Source organism: Rossellomorea sp. FM04394, assembly GCF_041889765.1.
Lineage (GTDB): Bacteria > Bacillota > Bacilli > Bacillales > Bacillaceae_B > Rossellomorea > Rossellomorea aquimaris_B.
In genome coordinates this window covers 2,578,934-2,593,336 of the sequence record NZ_CP168654.1, presented here as the reverse complement: position 1 = coordinate 2,593,336, position 14,403 = coordinate 2,578,934, and the positions used below count along the sequence as shown (strand labels likewise).

Below are 14,403 nucleotides of genomic sequence, written 5' to 3'. Positions count from 1 at the left end.
TTTTTATTGCCTTTTATATGTGATTTCCCGGACCGTTTTTTCGATTCTGGGCTGAATTTTCTTTAGCATGCGCATTGTGCTCAGCATCTAGTGCTTCTTTGGATATATGGTTATTTTTCTTCGGAGCATTAATTCTGTTTCGGTGTTTTTTACCCATACCAATTTTCCTCCCCGTTATGATTTAAGTCTTTCGGTTCTTGAAGAGTTAGGTTGTGTCCCGGAGCGGGTAGAAGGGTTTGTTTCATTTGCATGTTGTACTGCTTGCTTCAGTTTTTTACTCATTTTTTCTTTAGTCATCTGGATCCCTCCTTCTGAAGTTAGTTTGACCCCATGAACCGCTTTCTATCCTTCCATTTTCCAGCGTTGCATAAGAAATAAAAAAGGATTACAATGGTGTTTCAACAGTCTTGTTAGGAGGGAAAGTAATTGAGTATACATATTAATGCAAAAGAAAATGAAATAGCTGAAACGGTTTTATTACCAGGAGATCCCCTTAGAGCAAAGTACATTGCAGAAACTTTTCTTGAAAATCCAACCTGTTATAACGAAGTCCGTAATATGTTTGGATACACAGGAACATATAAAGGGAAGAGAATTTCCGTTCAAGGAACAGGAATGGGTGTTCCGTCTATTTCCATCTATATTAACGAACTAATGCAAAGCTATAACGTCCAAAACCTAATCCGTGTCGGTACTTGTGGGGCTATCCAAAGGGATGTTAAAGTACGTGATGTCATCCTCGCTATGACCTCATCCACTGATTCTCAAATGAACCGATTAACATTTAACGGTATTGACTATGCACCGACAGCTAACTTCGACTTACTTAAACGGGCATATGATGCCGGAGTGGAGAAAGGACTTAACTTAAAGGTCGGAAATGTGTTTACTGCCGACATGTTCTATAATGACAATGCCGAGCATGAAAAATGGGCACAATATGGAATTCTGGCAATTGAAATGGAAACTTCGGCTCTATACACGCTAGCAGCTAAATATGGACGAAATGCACTATCCGTTCTGACAGTTAGCGATCATATTTTGACAGGTGAAGAAACGACTGCAGAAGAGCGTCAAACAACTTTTAATGAAATGATAGAAGTTGCATTGGAAGCTGCCATTGGGGAGTAGATCCATCTATTATCAAAAGAAACTGCTTACATTCCCTTCCCCGGGTTTATAAGCAGTTTTTCATTTTATGAAGAATGTCCTGCTTACATAATTCCTGATACATGGTAAGATGAAGGATGGAACCATTATAGAGAAACTAGGTGAAAGTATGAAAAAGATCATCTTCGTAACTGCTGCTTCCTTGACTATATTATCGGGATGTTCGCAAGTACAAGATTGGTCAGAGAATTTATTTGGCCAAAAACAGCAAGAAACGAAAGAAGAGAAACCGAAGGAACAAACTCCAGAGGGTCAGCCGGATGAACAAATTGATGAAGAACAATCCGCTCCGTCAGAGGAAGAATCGGTTCCTCCAGAACTACAATTAGAGTCCCAATACTTTAATGAAGTAAAAGTGGTGGACGGAAAACAAATCATCCAAAATCCATCCAACCTTTTAGCCCTTGTGAATAAGGATTATGCATTAGATGAATACAAACCGACTGATTTGGTTCGCCCCGATGTTCCATTCGTATTTGGTAATCAAGAACTAGAAAAGGCATATCTTCGTAAAGAAGCGGCAGAGCAGCTGGAGGAAATGTTCACTGCCGCTAAAGCACAAGGTGTTATGCTGACAGCTATTTCAGGCTATCGTTCGTATGAATATCAAAAAATGCTGCTGGAAAGAGAAATTGCTCAGTTCGGAGAAGAAAAAGCCGTTATGGCCGTGGCACCGCCGGGACAAAGTGAGCATCAATCCGGTTTAGCTATGGACATCTCAAGTCAAAGTAATAACTTCCAGGTAAACATTGAATTTGCCGATACAAAGGAAGGCAAGTGGCTTGCAGAGAACGCCTATAAATATGGATTCATCCTCCGTTATCCTGAAGACAAGGTTTCAATTACTCAGTATCAATATGAGCCTTGGCATTTCAGATATGTAGGTAAGGATGCGGCTAAAGTCATTTATGAAAACGATTGGTCTTTAGAAGAATTTTTTAATAATGTGAAAAAGATTTAATAATTTAAAGGGGTCAGAAGCTTTGGGTTTCTGGCCCTTTTGGTGTTTATCATTTGTAATATTGCCTTTAAGGAAACTCGCACCTGCCCAATCGCTCGCCGCTTTTGTTCTGTTTTCTCACTTTCTCACATACAACAATAATAAGGGCTGTCCAATTTGAGGTGAGCGGGTGAAACGGATGTTAAGGACTTTTAGCATTATTATTATAGGAAGTGTGTTTGTAGGGATCGGGATTGATCTTTTTTTCGTACCTCATCATTTCCTGGATGGGGGCATGATTGGGATTGGGCTAATTGCCCATTATTGGTTTGGTTTTAAGCCGGGACTTACGATCATCCTATTGAGTGTCCCATTATATATGCTGGCTTTTTTCGTGGACAGAAAGCTTTTCTATAATAGTATCCATGGCCTCTGGTTATCCTCATTAATGATAGATTTTTTTTATCAATGGAAAAATATTTTTACTTTTCCTCCTCTTATGAGCGCCTTTTTAGGCGGGACCTTCGTTGGAATTGGGATCGGCCTTATGCTGAAAGGCAACTCTGCAACTGGCGGATCCGATTTACTGGCTCAATTGATTGGAAAAAGCTTTCACTTTAATGTGGGGAAATTAATCTTTCTCTTTGATAGCATAGTGCTGGTGGTTGGCTGGCCGATCATCGGTATGGAGTCTTTCTTATATTCTTTATTTGCTGTCAGTACAGTAGGGTTTTTTACAACCATTTTGACACATCATAATCATGACAATGGATTTTCCTTTCGTTAATATTGAAAAGCTGATAGAATAAAGAAGTTATGAGCTCAAGATTGCTCATATAGATGATTCATGATATTGTAAACGATAAATTCACACAAGATACATAGCAACGAAAGTGGTGGAAGCTTTGGAACAAGATAAGACGGATCAGTCACAACAAGAAACCCATTCAAATTTTATAAAAATTAAGAAGTTTAAATTTGTTATGCTCCTGTTCTTCCTTGTATTTGCAACTGCAGGGATTACAACATTTGCACTGGCATTCGGAGATGAAAAAGCGGTCAATGTAGGGGTTACAGAACGTTCAGAATTTCAAAAACTTTACGAAGCCTATGATAAGTTAAATGAAAACTATTATAAAGACCTTGATCAGGACACTTTAGTAAATGGTGCTATCAATGGAATGCTTGATAGTGTCGGTGATCCATACTCTGATTATATGAATGTAGAGGAAGCGGAAAAGTTCCAGGAAAGCATCTCCTCTTCATTTGAGGGAATTGGTGCAGAAATACAGGAGAAAGAAGGGTATATATCCATCGTTTCCCCTATTAAAGGCTCACCTGCAGAGAAAGCTGGTTTACAACCGAATGATACAATCACTAAAGTGGATGACAAAAGTATTCAAGGAATGTCTGTGACCGATGCGGTTCTCCTCATACGTGGTGAAAAAGGGACAAAGGTTACACTGACCATTCAGAGGCCGGGTCAGGATAAACCAATGCAAGTTACCATCACCAGAGATGAGATCCCGATTGAAACGGTTTATGCGGAAATGAAAGAAAATGGCGTAGCTGAAATTCAAATTACGAGCTTTTCAGAGAATACGTATAAAGAATTGACCGAAGCATTAAATGAAATGAACGATAAGGGTATGAAAAAGCTTGTTCTTGATTTAAGACAAAATCCAGGTGGCTTACTGGATCAAGCCGTGAAAATTTCTAACTTGTTTGTACCTGAAGGCGAAGTTCTATTCCAAGTGGAAGACAGCAACGGGAAAGTGGAAAAGTATGTATCCGAATCCGGGCAGAAAATAGACGTGCCTACAGCCGTTCTCGTTGATGGGGGAAGCGCAAGTGCTGCAGAAATCTTGGCAGCAGCTGTAAGTGAGTCAAACGATATTCCTCTTGTTGGGACAAAAACCTTTGGTAAGGGAACGGTTCAAACAGCTGAAACCTTCAAAGATGGTTCTAACATGAAATTCACAACGGCAAAATGGTTAACGCCTGATGGCAATTGGATTCATGAAAAAGGAATCACACCTGATATTGAAGCGAAGATGCCGGATTATGCACAGCTTCCATATATCAATCCTGAAAAAGAACTGAAGGAATCAGATTTATCGGATCAGGTGAAAACAGCAGAGCAAATGCTCAATGCTCTGGACTTGAATCCAGGAAACGTTGATGGATATTATGATGAAGACACAACAAAAGCGGTTAAGCAGTTCCAGGAAAAGAATGAACTGAAGGTGACAGGAACGTTAAATGCTGAAACGACGGTTAAGCTTATGTCTAATCTTAGAGAAAAACTAAAAGAAAACGATCCTCAAGTGAAAAAAGCGATCGAAGAATTAAACAAAAATAACTAAATGTAAGATCTCAGGTGAAATTACCTGAGATCTTTTTTGATGATTGGTTTCTACTTACTCGTATAGAATGCTGGAGCTTTACCAACAATGAGGGTATATATGAGGTGATTTTTATGAAAAAAACAGGGTTACTATTGGCTCTATTATTTTCTGTATTCATTGTTGTAAGTTGTTCGCCTTTCTGGGGTGAAAGAGAGCAACCGGTACCAAAAGAAGAAGTTCAATCGCAAAAGCGTTTCTTAAATGAAAAGGATGAATCGATTTTCCCTTTAGTCCCACAGGATAAAAAATCTCCTGTCAATGTTCTTCTGATCGGTTCAGATCAACGTAAAAACGAACCCGCCCGAGCAGATGTCTTAATGGTTGCTCAGTATACACCACAATCATCTTCCATTAAGATGGTTTCAATCATGAGGGATACATACGTAAACATCCCTGGATATGAAAAGAGTAAAATTAATCATGCGTATTCGTGGGGGGGAGAGGAGCTCCTCGCTGAAACGATTAAGAAAAATTTCAACATAGATGTTCACCATACCGTCAAAGTAGACTTTAATGATTTCATTAATGTGATGGACCTCGTTTTTCCGGAAGGTGTCGGGGTTACAGTGTCTGAACCTATGATAAAGTATTGGAAATGGTCGAAGGATCCCGGGAAGCAAGTGTTAAGAGGTGAAGAAATCTTACAATATGTGAGGTTTAGGGGAGACATAAAAAGCGATTTTGGACGAGTGGAGCGGCAGCAGGAGATCATGGCATTAGCGGAAAAAAGTCTTATGGAGCAATTGCAGTCCGGAGAAGGAATTACAACCGTCGTTTCCCTAATGAGAGAAGGTTTGAAAAACGTAGAAACCTCTACGCCAATTAGTGAAGTGATTAAGTATGGTATGTCATTAATGCTCGACCCCGTGAACAGGGTGGACACCCTGCGTGTACCGATAGAAGGAAGCTTTACGGACCTTTCGACTGTGAATGCAGGACTGGTTTTAGATATGGACGAACAGAAGAATCAAGAAGCCATCAGGGATTTTCTGAAAACGGTTGAATGATTCACCAAGAGTGAAACTCAGAAGAATCCAGGTCAAGAAAATTTTCTATCTTCTTCATTTTTCTTACAATTAAATCTTGAAGATATTTTTTGTACTTCAGATCCTCAGCTTGGTTATGTTCCAAATGAAGGATTTTAAGATGTTCAAGATGCTCTTTTAATGTACGCTCATCACTATCAGATCCACCTGACTGGACTTTGCGAAGAATCACGTCCACCAACTTTTCGTGTGTAGCTTCGATTGTCTTCGTTCCTTGTCTAGCATATATGGCCCCATACCTTAATTCACCTCTTGTCACAATAGAGGTATAGGGAACGTAACGTGGGTCATAATCAATGATGAGAACCTGGAATCGCTTTAAGTCCAACAATGGATGGATACCTTTAGGGAAAATGAAGTCCTCAGTCCTATACCGTAAATATTTTGGAAGCAGATGTTGTAGTTTATTATCAACATCTGCTTTATCTAAAAATTCCTCATCCGACAATCCCTTTAAATCTAACGATCCATCATCATATTGCATCACACCTACAATGATGCATCCGCCTCCCGTATTGGAGATGGCCAGAATATGCTTCGCCATTTTTGTGAATTCAATCCAATCTGATTTAAAATCCACATAATCTGTTTCGCCCGTATTATGAAGTAACAGATCCTTCAATGTTTCATGAGAAGGATTCTTTAAAAAGTCTCTAAGTTTAAGGGGAACAATCTTCTCGTAGTACAATGACAACCCCACCTTTTAAGAATTAAATGGTTTATAACTTCGGCTGCAATGATGCAGTTATTATTAAAAGTTACTCATAGATCCAGAGCCAATCTTGAGTGACACGGTTCCTGTCTATTCATTCTATGCGTGTGAAAATAAGAAAACGCTTTTTTAGGCAAGAATCTTCATCCCTATTTCCCCTATATACTCAAATAGTTGAGGCGAATGATTTGGTCCGTTGTGTTCATAAGCACTTTCTAATAGAATATGTATAGGATCTATAGAGAGGAAGATTAAATGAAGAAAGATGTTTATATACTTTCCGGATTTCTTGGAAGTGGAAAAACGACCTTATTAAAGAATTTGCTGGAGTCCTTAAAGGATCAGAATAAAAAACCGGCTGTCTTAATGAATGAACTAGGAAGTGTATCCATCGATAGTGATGAAGTTGATAAAGATACGGCTTTAAGAGAGTTGCTTGATGGATGTATATGCTGCACCATTTCAGAAAAGCTGGAGTCCCAACTTCAGGAACTGTTAATGAACGAGGATTTCGATGTATTAGTGATAGAAACGACAGGAGCTGCACATCCTGTTGAAGTGGTCGATTCAATCTTATCCCCACTGTTTGCCGATCAGTTCGAATTTAGGGGGATCGTTACTGTGGTGGATGGTCTACAGTGGAGAAGAAGGGATGAATTCAGCCCTGCTGTTTTACATTTGATGAGAGAACAGATTCGTCATGCTCAATATATTGTGGCAAATAAAATGGATTTGCTTTCAGAAATGGAGCAAGGGACATTCTCATATGAACTTCGGCAAATTAACCCGAGAGCAAAGGTATATTTAACGAACTATTCAAAGGTGTCAATGAAAGATTTATTTTCTATGAGAGCTGATGACAGAAGCGATTCTTATGAGAAAGCGTCCCTCGGTGAACATTTATCATTACAAGCGATCATATATTCCTTTAAAGGAACAGTAAGGGGAGAAGCATTTGAGGAATGGGTGAAACAACAACCTGATAGCATTTATAGAATGAAGGGTTATGTTCCGTTACAAGGACGGAAAAACCCGACCTTGTTTCAATATTCATATGGCATGCCCCTGTTTATGCCCGGAGAAATGAAGTATCCAACCAATTTTGTCATAATTGGAGAAAATTTACATAAACCAGAGATAATACGTTCATTGGAAAAGATAGACATAACGGAATAACCTAAAGTGGGGAGAAACTTTATATGGTGTTTCTTTTGTTTAGTATAGAACTAATCTTATTTATCAGTGGCATCTACGGTTTAAGTATGTATGAAACGAACCTTCAATTCATTATCTTTATTGGATTAATAGGAATCAGTGTAATCATGTTTATCACAACGATCGTGTATTATCAGCGGAAAAAACAAAAGAGGGATCAAGCATATGACTGCTGGGATTGTGCAATCTATTCACCTGACTGTATGCCTTTTCCACGTTTAGGAAAGAAATTTGACTGTGATTCACCGGACTGTGACTGTACTCCGGACTGCAGTCCATAGGAGGGGGATAGAGTGAAAGACATCCTTACATTATCCTTTATGCCCTGTCATAGAATACCCGAACGTTCACTCGTCGTCAGGGGGAAACAATTTCCCTTATGTTTCCGCTGTATGGGTATTCTCGTGGGAATGCTAATCGGGATCCCGTTTGTTTGGCTGTACTTCCCCTCGGTAACATTCGTTCATTTGGTTTATGCGGGGATTCTCATCTTCCCTCTACTGGCAGACGGATACACGCAGAAGTGGAAGTGGAGAACCAGTACGAATTTGTTACGGTTACTGACCGGACTCCTATGCGGGATTGGGTTAGCGATCAGTATCATTCTAATTTCCAAAGTGGTAGTCAGAGCCCTCATGGTATTGACCGGTTCATAACCATTGACAGATCATAAGAAAATGATTAAACTATAATAGTTAACTTAGTGAACTATTTATTTAGTGCAAGAAGTGAGAAAGGTCGATTTTTAGTGGGAAAAGAAATGTACGAGTTAGAGGGATTATTCAGATCCGTTTTTAGAATGATGAAATCAGATATTCGAACCATCTTTGGTGAGTTCATTTCCAATGGAGAATTTCGGGTACTTCAGCTCATTAGTGAGAATGGGGCGTTGAAATCTTCTGAAATATCCAAACGTATGGAAGTATCGGCAAGTCACATTACTTCGATTACAGATACATTAGTAGAAAAAGGGTACATCACAAGAATGCGTTCTAACGAAGATCGTAGAGTAGTAGAGTTAGCCCTGACACCCCAGGGCGAAGAAATGCTTTCTCAATGTGAAGAAAAAAAGACTCAATACTTTCAGGAATTATTTGTGAAATTTGATAAAGAAGAGATAAATCACCTGATTGAACTGTTTGAAAAACTATTAGCATCAAATCGCAAGTAACAAGCGTGAGCTTACAAAGCAAGGGTTGACCCGGATGGGTCATCCCTTCTATTATGCTTAATTACTTAAGTAAGTGAATTATTCTTATTATAAATATTAAGGGAGACTTAAAAATGGAGCACTTAGAACATCGTAAAAAAGTAATGATCATGATAGCCATCATGTCAGCCATGTTATTCGCAGCATTGAATCAAACAATAGTAGGAACCGCTTTACCAAGGATCATTTCCGAGATTGGTGGGATTGACTACTATAGCTGGGTATTTACAATCTTTATGCTAACCAGTTCGGTAACTGCCATATTAGTAGGGAAATTATCGGATATGTATGGAAGGAAACCATTCATCCTCCTAGGTATAGGAGTCTTTATGATCGGGTCATTCTTGAATGGACTTTCTTCCTCAATCATTCAATTAATCATCTTCCGGGGGATACAAGGCTTTGGAGCCGGGATGATCATGTCTACTGCGTTTACGGCTGTAGGAGACTTATTTTCGCCTCGGGAAAGAGGGAAATGGCAAGGTTTAATGAGTAGTGTATTTGGTCTCGCAAGTGTGTTCGGACCTACATTAGGAGGCTGGATCGTTGATAATGCAGATTGGCATTGGGTATTCTGGGTCTTCCTGCCAGTAGGTTTCGTCGCCTTTGGGATGATTTATAAAATGTTCCCTTCACAGAAACCAAATAGAGGACTGAAAGTGGATTATTTGGGCTCTGTTATGCTTACTCTGACGATTATTCCATTATTATTGGCCTTTACATGGGGTGGTAATGACTATGAATGGGTTTCCCTTCCGATTATTGGGTTACTGTCAGCAACGGTGATATTCTTTGTCTTATTTATCATTACGGAAAAGAAAGCAAGTAATCCCGTTCTTCCACTTCAATTGTTCAAGAATAAAATTTTCACCTTATCCAATATCATTGGATTTATCCTGGGTGCCGGGATGTTTGGAGCCATCATGTATATGCCGTTCTTTATTCAAGGTGTCATGGGGACATCTGCCACTAAGTCGGGCTTGGTGATGATGCCGATGACAGTGAGTATGGTGATTGCAAGTACAGTTGGTGGGCAGATCATCACGAAGACAGGAAGATATAAATTTCTAGCCCTGATCGGTTTGTTCGTAATGAGTGCAGGAATGATTCTTTTATCCTTTATGGATACGAACACTACCAATACAACGGCCCTTATCAATATTATTATAGTAGGAACAGGCCTTGGGCTGAGCTTCCCTGTTTTCACTTTAACGGTTCAGAACGCTGTTCAGCATAAGTTCTTAGGTGTGGCTACCGCTGCCACCCAATTATTCAGACAAATCGGCGGTACGATTGGGGTAGCCATCATGGGTACCGTGATGAATACTTCCATGTCTTCAAAGATGACTGAGAAAATGTCAGAAGTGAAAGACTCACCTCTTCTTACAAATCCTGAAACATCAGGAGTGTTGAAGCAGCTTCAGGATCCTCAAAACATAATGAATGGTGAGAAATTAAAAGAATTACAATCAATATTACCTGAAGAATTCCAAGGGATTTACGCAACCATTCTCGAAGGGGTGAGAGAGTCGTTAAGTTTCGCTTTAACGAATGTCTTCTTTATTGGTGCTATCATACTTCTTGTTGGTTTTGTATTAACGTTCTTTATGAAAGAAATCCCATTACGTATGTCGAATAAAGATGTAACGGAAGAAGAAAAAGAAACAAAATATAAAGAAGCTTCCAATCATTGATTGGCTCCAGTTTTAAATAAGAAAAGGGGTAACCGGGTGGATCTGTATACAAATACAGTGCCAACCAGTTACCCTTTTTAATTTGAATTACATCGTACTTTCTCCAAATTTCTTAAACGTCATCTCATCCTCTACTAAACCGCAAGCGGCACATTGAACTTTTAAATCCGGCCCATTATAAGCAAGATGAAACGGCTCGAGCTGCCCTTCTTCATAACTCTGAACAACTTCTCCAGAGGCGGGATCGAGTTTCACACTCTGAGATACTTGTTGTATAATATTAAACCGGGTGCGATTTGTTTTACAGCTGGGACAGCGATAGGGTGTAGTCATGTACATCACCTTTCTTTGTTTTTTTCTAGTATGCTTTATAAATAAACTTTTTATGTAAGGGTTGATTGAACATGAGATTAGAATCATTCGATGCATTATTAGAGGCATACAGACAGATATGGAAAAACCGATTATTAATAAGTGAGGATAATTCTTCAGAAAAGATCCTGAAGGAAACCATCAAACGTGAATTATTGGACGGCAATAGTCATCCAAGAGTGCGTAAATCTAAAGAAGAAAAATATCTCTCAGCTACAAAGAGAATTATTGAATCGGAACTGACGGGTGAAGAGAAAGTTGCATTAATAAAAGTACATATTGAAATGATGTCAGAACTGAATGGAGATACATAAAGACATTTAATTGTTTAGGAACCGAGGACAGACATACCTTTTCACTCATGATGGATTAACTGAAATAAGCAAATCTATTCATTCTGAGCATTTTGCTTTTATTAATACCTATATAGGTATATAATGATGATTAGATTATTAAAAAGGATGATGCCAGCATGCTAGTGATTAGCTTACTTCTACTTAGTGTACTTACTTATATGATGTACTATCGGTATTTCCCTGTTTGGACAAAACGATTGTCTTCTCCTGAGGTAACTTCCCGACATGTAGTGGTGGATGTCCGTGATTATCAGGATTCTGCAAAAGAAGATTGCCATAACATTATAGCTATCCCCTGTGGATATATAAGAAGGCACTCACACGATATTCCCAATGGTCCTGTCGTAGTAATGGGCAGCAATCTTATAGAATGCAATGTAGGTGTAAGACAACTAAAACGTCTTGGATTTAAAGTAAAAGGATATATTATCCTTGAATCTGATAAAAAATGTAAAGAATACCTGTCTTTAGGGTAAAATCGCTTTTTCGATGAAATGCTATTGTAACATCCGTTACAAAATTGGGTGCGTTAAAAAGCTGTCAATACTGATAAACAGGTAATAATTAGTTTCCCAAGCTAAATAATACAACCACTGGAAATGTAAGTTAATCATTTCAAAAATACTTTCTCCCTACTAGAATCAATGATTACTATAGTACTATAGGAAAATTGTCTTTCATAATTGAACAATTGATTTCTAGTTACCAAGATCTCCCGTAAATATAACAAAAACAGGGTGGTATGATGAATGTGCAGCAAGGAAAACACATTCACTAAGGAGGAATTCATTTTTATGAACAAGAAAATGATGGTTTCAACAGCAACAGCATTTACACTATTAGCAGCACCATTTGCAGCAGGGAAAGCTGACGCTGCCGCACCATGTCCAACTCCAGATAAGGTTTCACAGCAGGTGAATACTTTTAAATATAATGGTAATCAAGAAGATTTAAATAAATTTGTACAAGATACTCTATCAAAATACCAAATTGATGGTAAGAACATTAACGTACAAGATTTGTTAAAAGGACAGGCTCCTGAAGCTCAGGCAGCACCAGCTCCTGCTAAGGAAGCTCCAAAAGCTGAAGCTCCAAAAGCAGAAGCGCCAGCACCAGCTCCAGCTCCTGAAAAACAAGAAGCGCCAAAAGCAGAAGCTCAAGCTCCGGCTCCTGCACCAAAAGAACAGCAACAACAACCAGAACAAAAGGCCAGTGAAGAAACAGGTCAATTGAGTCAATATGAGCAAAAAGTAGTGGAATTAACGAACCAAGAGCGTGCGAAGCAAGGTCTTCCAGCGCTTAAAGTAGATACTGAGCTAAGCAAAGTTGCACGTGAAAAGTCTCGTGATATGCAAGCGAATAACTACTTCTCCCATGATAGCCCGACGTATGGCTCACCATTCGACATGATGAAGCAGTTCGGTATTCAATACAGTTCTGCCGGTGAAAATATCGCTATGGGTCAACCTACTCCTGAAGAAGTAGTGCAAGCATGGATGGATAGTGACGGTCACCGTAAAAATATCTTAAGCTCAAACTACACTCACATCGGTGTGGGACATGTAGAAAACGGTAACTACTGGACTCAACAGTTCATTGGTAAATAATAGAATACAATCATAAAAGCAGCCTCTCTTTCTTGGAGAGGTTGTTTTTTTTTGAAAAGCTTTTTTCCAAAAGTTTGTGGCTATTGTAGAGAAGAAAGTAGTAGTTGATTTCCGCTCCAGGATGCTCGCTTTCCGCGGGGCTGGCGGTGAGCCTCCTCGGCTGCGCCTCCGGGGTCTCACCTGTCCAGCTACGGGGCTTAGGGGCTCGAGGTCATAAGCCAAGTCTGCCAAAAAGGCAAAGAGCGCCTTTCCGGCAGACTCGTCTTATGCTTGTCGCCCCTGGGCAAAGCCCCTCCGCTTTTCGTACTGTCCAGCTATTCCCGCAGGAGTCGAGCATCCTTCCGCTCCACTCAACTTTCTGAGCATGTATCCTTAATGGAAAACTATTAAAACAAGTATTTTAGCAAACAATCTCATTTAAGGTAAGGAGAATTTTTTGTCCTTTTAAGGAAGAAGAATTATTTTTTCTAGTTACATGGTTTTATAGCACATTTTGAAGCTCTGTCACAAAAAATCTGTTAAAGATGGTGAGGGGAACTGCGCAGACTCCTGCGGAAGTACGGGCGTGCCGAGACCCCGGAAGCGAAGCTGAGGAGGCTCGGCCGAACGTCCGCGGAAAGCGGAGCAGTTCCCCTCACCATCGAGCACATACTAATTGACAGAGCCTTAACAGTACATATGTTAAAAAGCAACAATCTTTGCGAAAAGAGCGTTTAGAAAAAAGGTTGAAGCATGTCTGAGGTTAGTTTTCTCGAACCTAAGGAAGTTATACGTAAAATAGTGGTCTTGACGAGCATGAACGGATTATTTAAGAGCTTACATTTGCATTTCATCATAATCATTCTTAGTATTGAGTTATAACGAGTACGTGGAGTGAGCTTGATGAAAGAAAAAGTTGTGTTTATAACGGGAGGATCGAAGGGAATCGGTCGGCGAACGGTAGAGGAATTCTCGAAACAAGGACATACCATTATCATTAACTACAGACAAAACAGTCAAATTGTTGAGAATCTGATTTCCCATTTGAAGGGGAAATATAACAATAAATTAATAGCCGTCGAGGGTGATATCTCCGTACCTGAAGAATGTGAGCGAATGGTAACAGAAATTCTGAATGAAGTGGAAAGTGTCGATATCTTAATTCATAATGCAGGTCCCTACGTTAAAGAGCGGAAGTCATTTGCTGATTATTCCCCAGAAGAATGGAACTACATAGTAAATGGAAATTTAAATAGTGTTTTCTACTTATCAAGGTTGATTATTCCTAAAATGAGGGAAAAGAAATGGGGGAGAATTATCACATTTGGATATGATCGAGTTGAAACATCACCAGGCTGGATCTATCGTTCCGCGTTTGCGGCAGCTAAAGCAGGACTCGCTTCCTTTACGAAAACCATCTCAGTGGAAGAAGCACGAAATGGAATAACGGCGAATATGGTCTGCCCCGGGGACATCGTTGGGGAATGGAAAGAAGAAGAGATCCATAAAGCGAAAGAACATCATGATCCGGACACACCGGTGGGGCGTCCTGGAACGGGTGAAGATCTTTCAAGAATCATCTCTTTTCTATGTCAGGAAGAATCTGATTTTATTACCGGTTCCATTATTCCTGTTACTGGGGGCAAGGATGTACTTGGAAAGGTATTCCGTCAGTGAAGGTGTAAATAGACACA

General features: G+C 39.6%; 18 protein-coding genes. 14 read left to right on the top strand and 4 right to left on the bottom strand.

Annotation, left to right across the window (positions count from 1 at the left end; translation table 11 throughout):
• Window positions 1-13: 13 nt before the first annotated feature.
• Window positions 14-157 (bottom strand): hypothetical protein, encoded by a 144-nt coding sequence (locus tag ACCB35_RS13040; protein WP_172655602.1) that lies wholly within the window; start codon window positions 155-157, stop codon window positions 14-16.
• Between the two features lie 17 nt (window positions 158-174).
• Window positions 175-297, bottom strand: a complete 123-nt coding sequence (locus ACCB35_RS13035) for a hypothetical protein (protein WP_268876310.1) — start codon at window positions 295-297, stop codon at window positions 175-177.
• A 129-nt stretch (window positions 298-426) separates the two neighbouring features.
• Between ACCB35_RS13035 and deoD the strand changes: the two genes are divergently transcribed.
• The 5 genes from deoD (at window position 427) to ACCB35_RS13010 (ending at window position 5,525) form a co-directional block, all read left to right on the top strand.
• Window positions 427-1,131 (top strand): purine-nucleoside phosphorylase, encoded by a 705-nt coding sequence (gene deoD / locus ACCB35_RS13030; RefSeq protein ID WP_374054085.1) that lies wholly within the window; start codon window positions 427-429, stop codon window positions 1,129-1,131.
• A gap of 148 nt (window positions 1,132-1,279) precedes the next feature.
• Window positions 1,280-2,131, top strand: coding sequence for a D-alanyl-D-alanine carboxypeptidase family protein (locus ACCB35_RS13025; protein ID WP_374054084.1), 852 nt, complete (start codon window positions 1,280-1,282; stop codon window positions 2,129-2,131).
• A gap of 178 nt (window positions 2,132-2,309) precedes the next feature.
• Window positions 2,310-2,897 (top strand): YitT family protein, encoded by a 588-nt coding sequence (locus ACCB35_RS13020; RefSeq protein WP_374054083.1) that lies wholly within the window; start codon window positions 2,310-2,312, stop codon window positions 2,895-2,897.
• A gap of 118 nt (window positions 2,898-3,015) precedes the next feature.
• Window positions 3,016-4,476, top strand: coding sequence for a S41 family peptidase (locus tag ACCB35_RS13015; protein ID WP_374054082.1), 1,461 nt, complete (start codon window positions 3,016-3,018; stop codon window positions 4,474-4,476).
• Between the two features lie 113 nt (window positions 4,477-4,589).
• Window positions 4,590-5,525 carry an LCP family protein gene (locus ACCB35_RS13010; protein ID WP_374054081.1) on the top strand — a complete coding sequence of 312 codons (936 nt, stop codon included), beginning with the start codon at window positions 4,590-4,592 and terminating at the stop codon, window positions 5,523-5,525.
• 1 nt (window position 5,526) lies between these two features.
• Here ACCB35_RS13010 and ACCB35_RS13005 read toward each other — a convergent pair whose 3' ends face one another.
• Entirely contained in the window at window positions 5,527-6,252 is a 726-nt protein-coding gene (locus tag ACCB35_RS13005; protein WP_374054080.1) for a helix-turn-helix domain-containing protein, read from the bottom strand.
• Window positions 6,253-6,531: 279 nt separating this feature from the next.
• Between ACCB35_RS13005 and ACCB35_RS13000 the strand changes: the two genes are divergently transcribed.
• From ACCB35_RS13000 to ACCB35_RS12980, 5 genes are all read left to right on the top strand, one after another.
• Window positions 6,532-7,452, top strand: coding sequence for a GTP-binding protein (locus tag ACCB35_RS13000; RefSeq protein WP_374054079.1), 921 nt, complete (start codon window positions 6,532-6,534; stop codon window positions 7,450-7,452).
• A 23-nt stretch (window positions 7,453-7,475) separates the two neighbouring features.
• A complete protein-coding gene (locus ACCB35_RS12995; RefSeq protein WP_044336554.1) occupies window positions 7,476-7,772 on the top strand; it encodes a hypothetical protein in 297 nt (98 codons plus the stop codon).
• A gap of 12 nt (window positions 7,773-7,784) precedes the next feature.
• Window positions 7,785-8,147 (top strand): DUF2085 domain-containing protein, encoded by a 363-nt coding sequence (locus ACCB35_RS12990; protein ID WP_374054078.1) that lies wholly within the window; start codon window positions 7,785-7,787, stop codon window positions 8,145-8,147.
• Between the two features lie 47 nt (window positions 8,148-8,194).
• Window positions 8,195-8,662 carry a MarR family winged helix-turn-helix transcriptional regulator gene (locus tag ACCB35_RS12985; RefSeq protein ID WP_374054077.1) on the top strand — a complete coding sequence of 156 codons (468 nt, stop codon included), beginning with the start codon at window positions 8,195-8,197 and terminating at the stop codon, window positions 8,660-8,662.
• A 113-nt stretch (window positions 8,663-8,775) separates the two neighbouring features.
• On the top strand, window positions 8,776-10,395 hold the full coding sequence (locus ACCB35_RS12980) for an MDR family MFS transporter (RefSeq protein WP_374054076.1): 1,620 nt from the start codon (window positions 8,776-8,778) through the stop codon (window positions 10,393-10,395).
• 87 nt (window positions 10,396-10,482) lie between these two features.
• Here ACCB35_RS12980 and ACCB35_RS12975 read toward each other — a convergent pair whose 3' ends face one another.
• Complete coding sequence (locus ACCB35_RS12975; RefSeq protein ID WP_044336558.1) at window positions 10,483-10,728, bottom strand: DNA alkylation repair protein; 246 nt, start codon at window positions 10,726-10,728, stop codon at window positions 10,483-10,485.
• Between the two features lie 71 nt (window positions 10,729-10,799).
• Here ACCB35_RS12975 and ACCB35_RS12970 point away from each other — a divergent pair, with 71 nt between their 5' ends.
• The 4 genes from ACCB35_RS12970 to ACCB35_RS12955 all read left to right on the top strand — a co-directional run bounded on the left by ACCB35_RS12970 (window position 10,800) and on the right by ACCB35_RS12955 (window position 14,386).
• Window positions 10,800-11,081 (top strand): hypothetical protein, encoded by a 282-nt coding sequence (locus ACCB35_RS12970; RefSeq protein WP_374054075.1) that lies wholly within the window; start codon window positions 10,800-10,802, stop codon window positions 11,079-11,081.
• Between the two features lie 158 nt (window positions 11,082-11,239).
• Window positions 11,240-11,599 carry a hypothetical protein gene (locus tag ACCB35_RS12965; RefSeq protein WP_374054074.1) on the top strand — a complete coding sequence of 120 codons (360 nt, stop codon included), beginning with the start codon at window positions 11,240-11,242 and terminating at the stop codon, window positions 11,597-11,599.
• 318 nt (window positions 11,600-11,917) lie between these two features.
• Window positions 11,918-12,730, top strand: coding sequence for a CAP domain-containing protein (locus ACCB35_RS12960; RefSeq protein WP_374054073.1), 813 nt, complete (start codon window positions 11,918-11,920; stop codon window positions 12,728-12,730).
• Window positions 12,731-13,612: 882 nt separating this feature from the next.
• Window positions 13,613-14,386, top strand: a complete 774-nt coding sequence (locus tag ACCB35_RS12955) for an SDR family oxidoreductase (RefSeq protein WP_374054072.1) — start codon at window positions 13,613-13,615, stop codon at window positions 14,384-14,386.
• The last annotated feature ends 17 nt before the right edge of the window (window positions 14,387-14,403 follow it).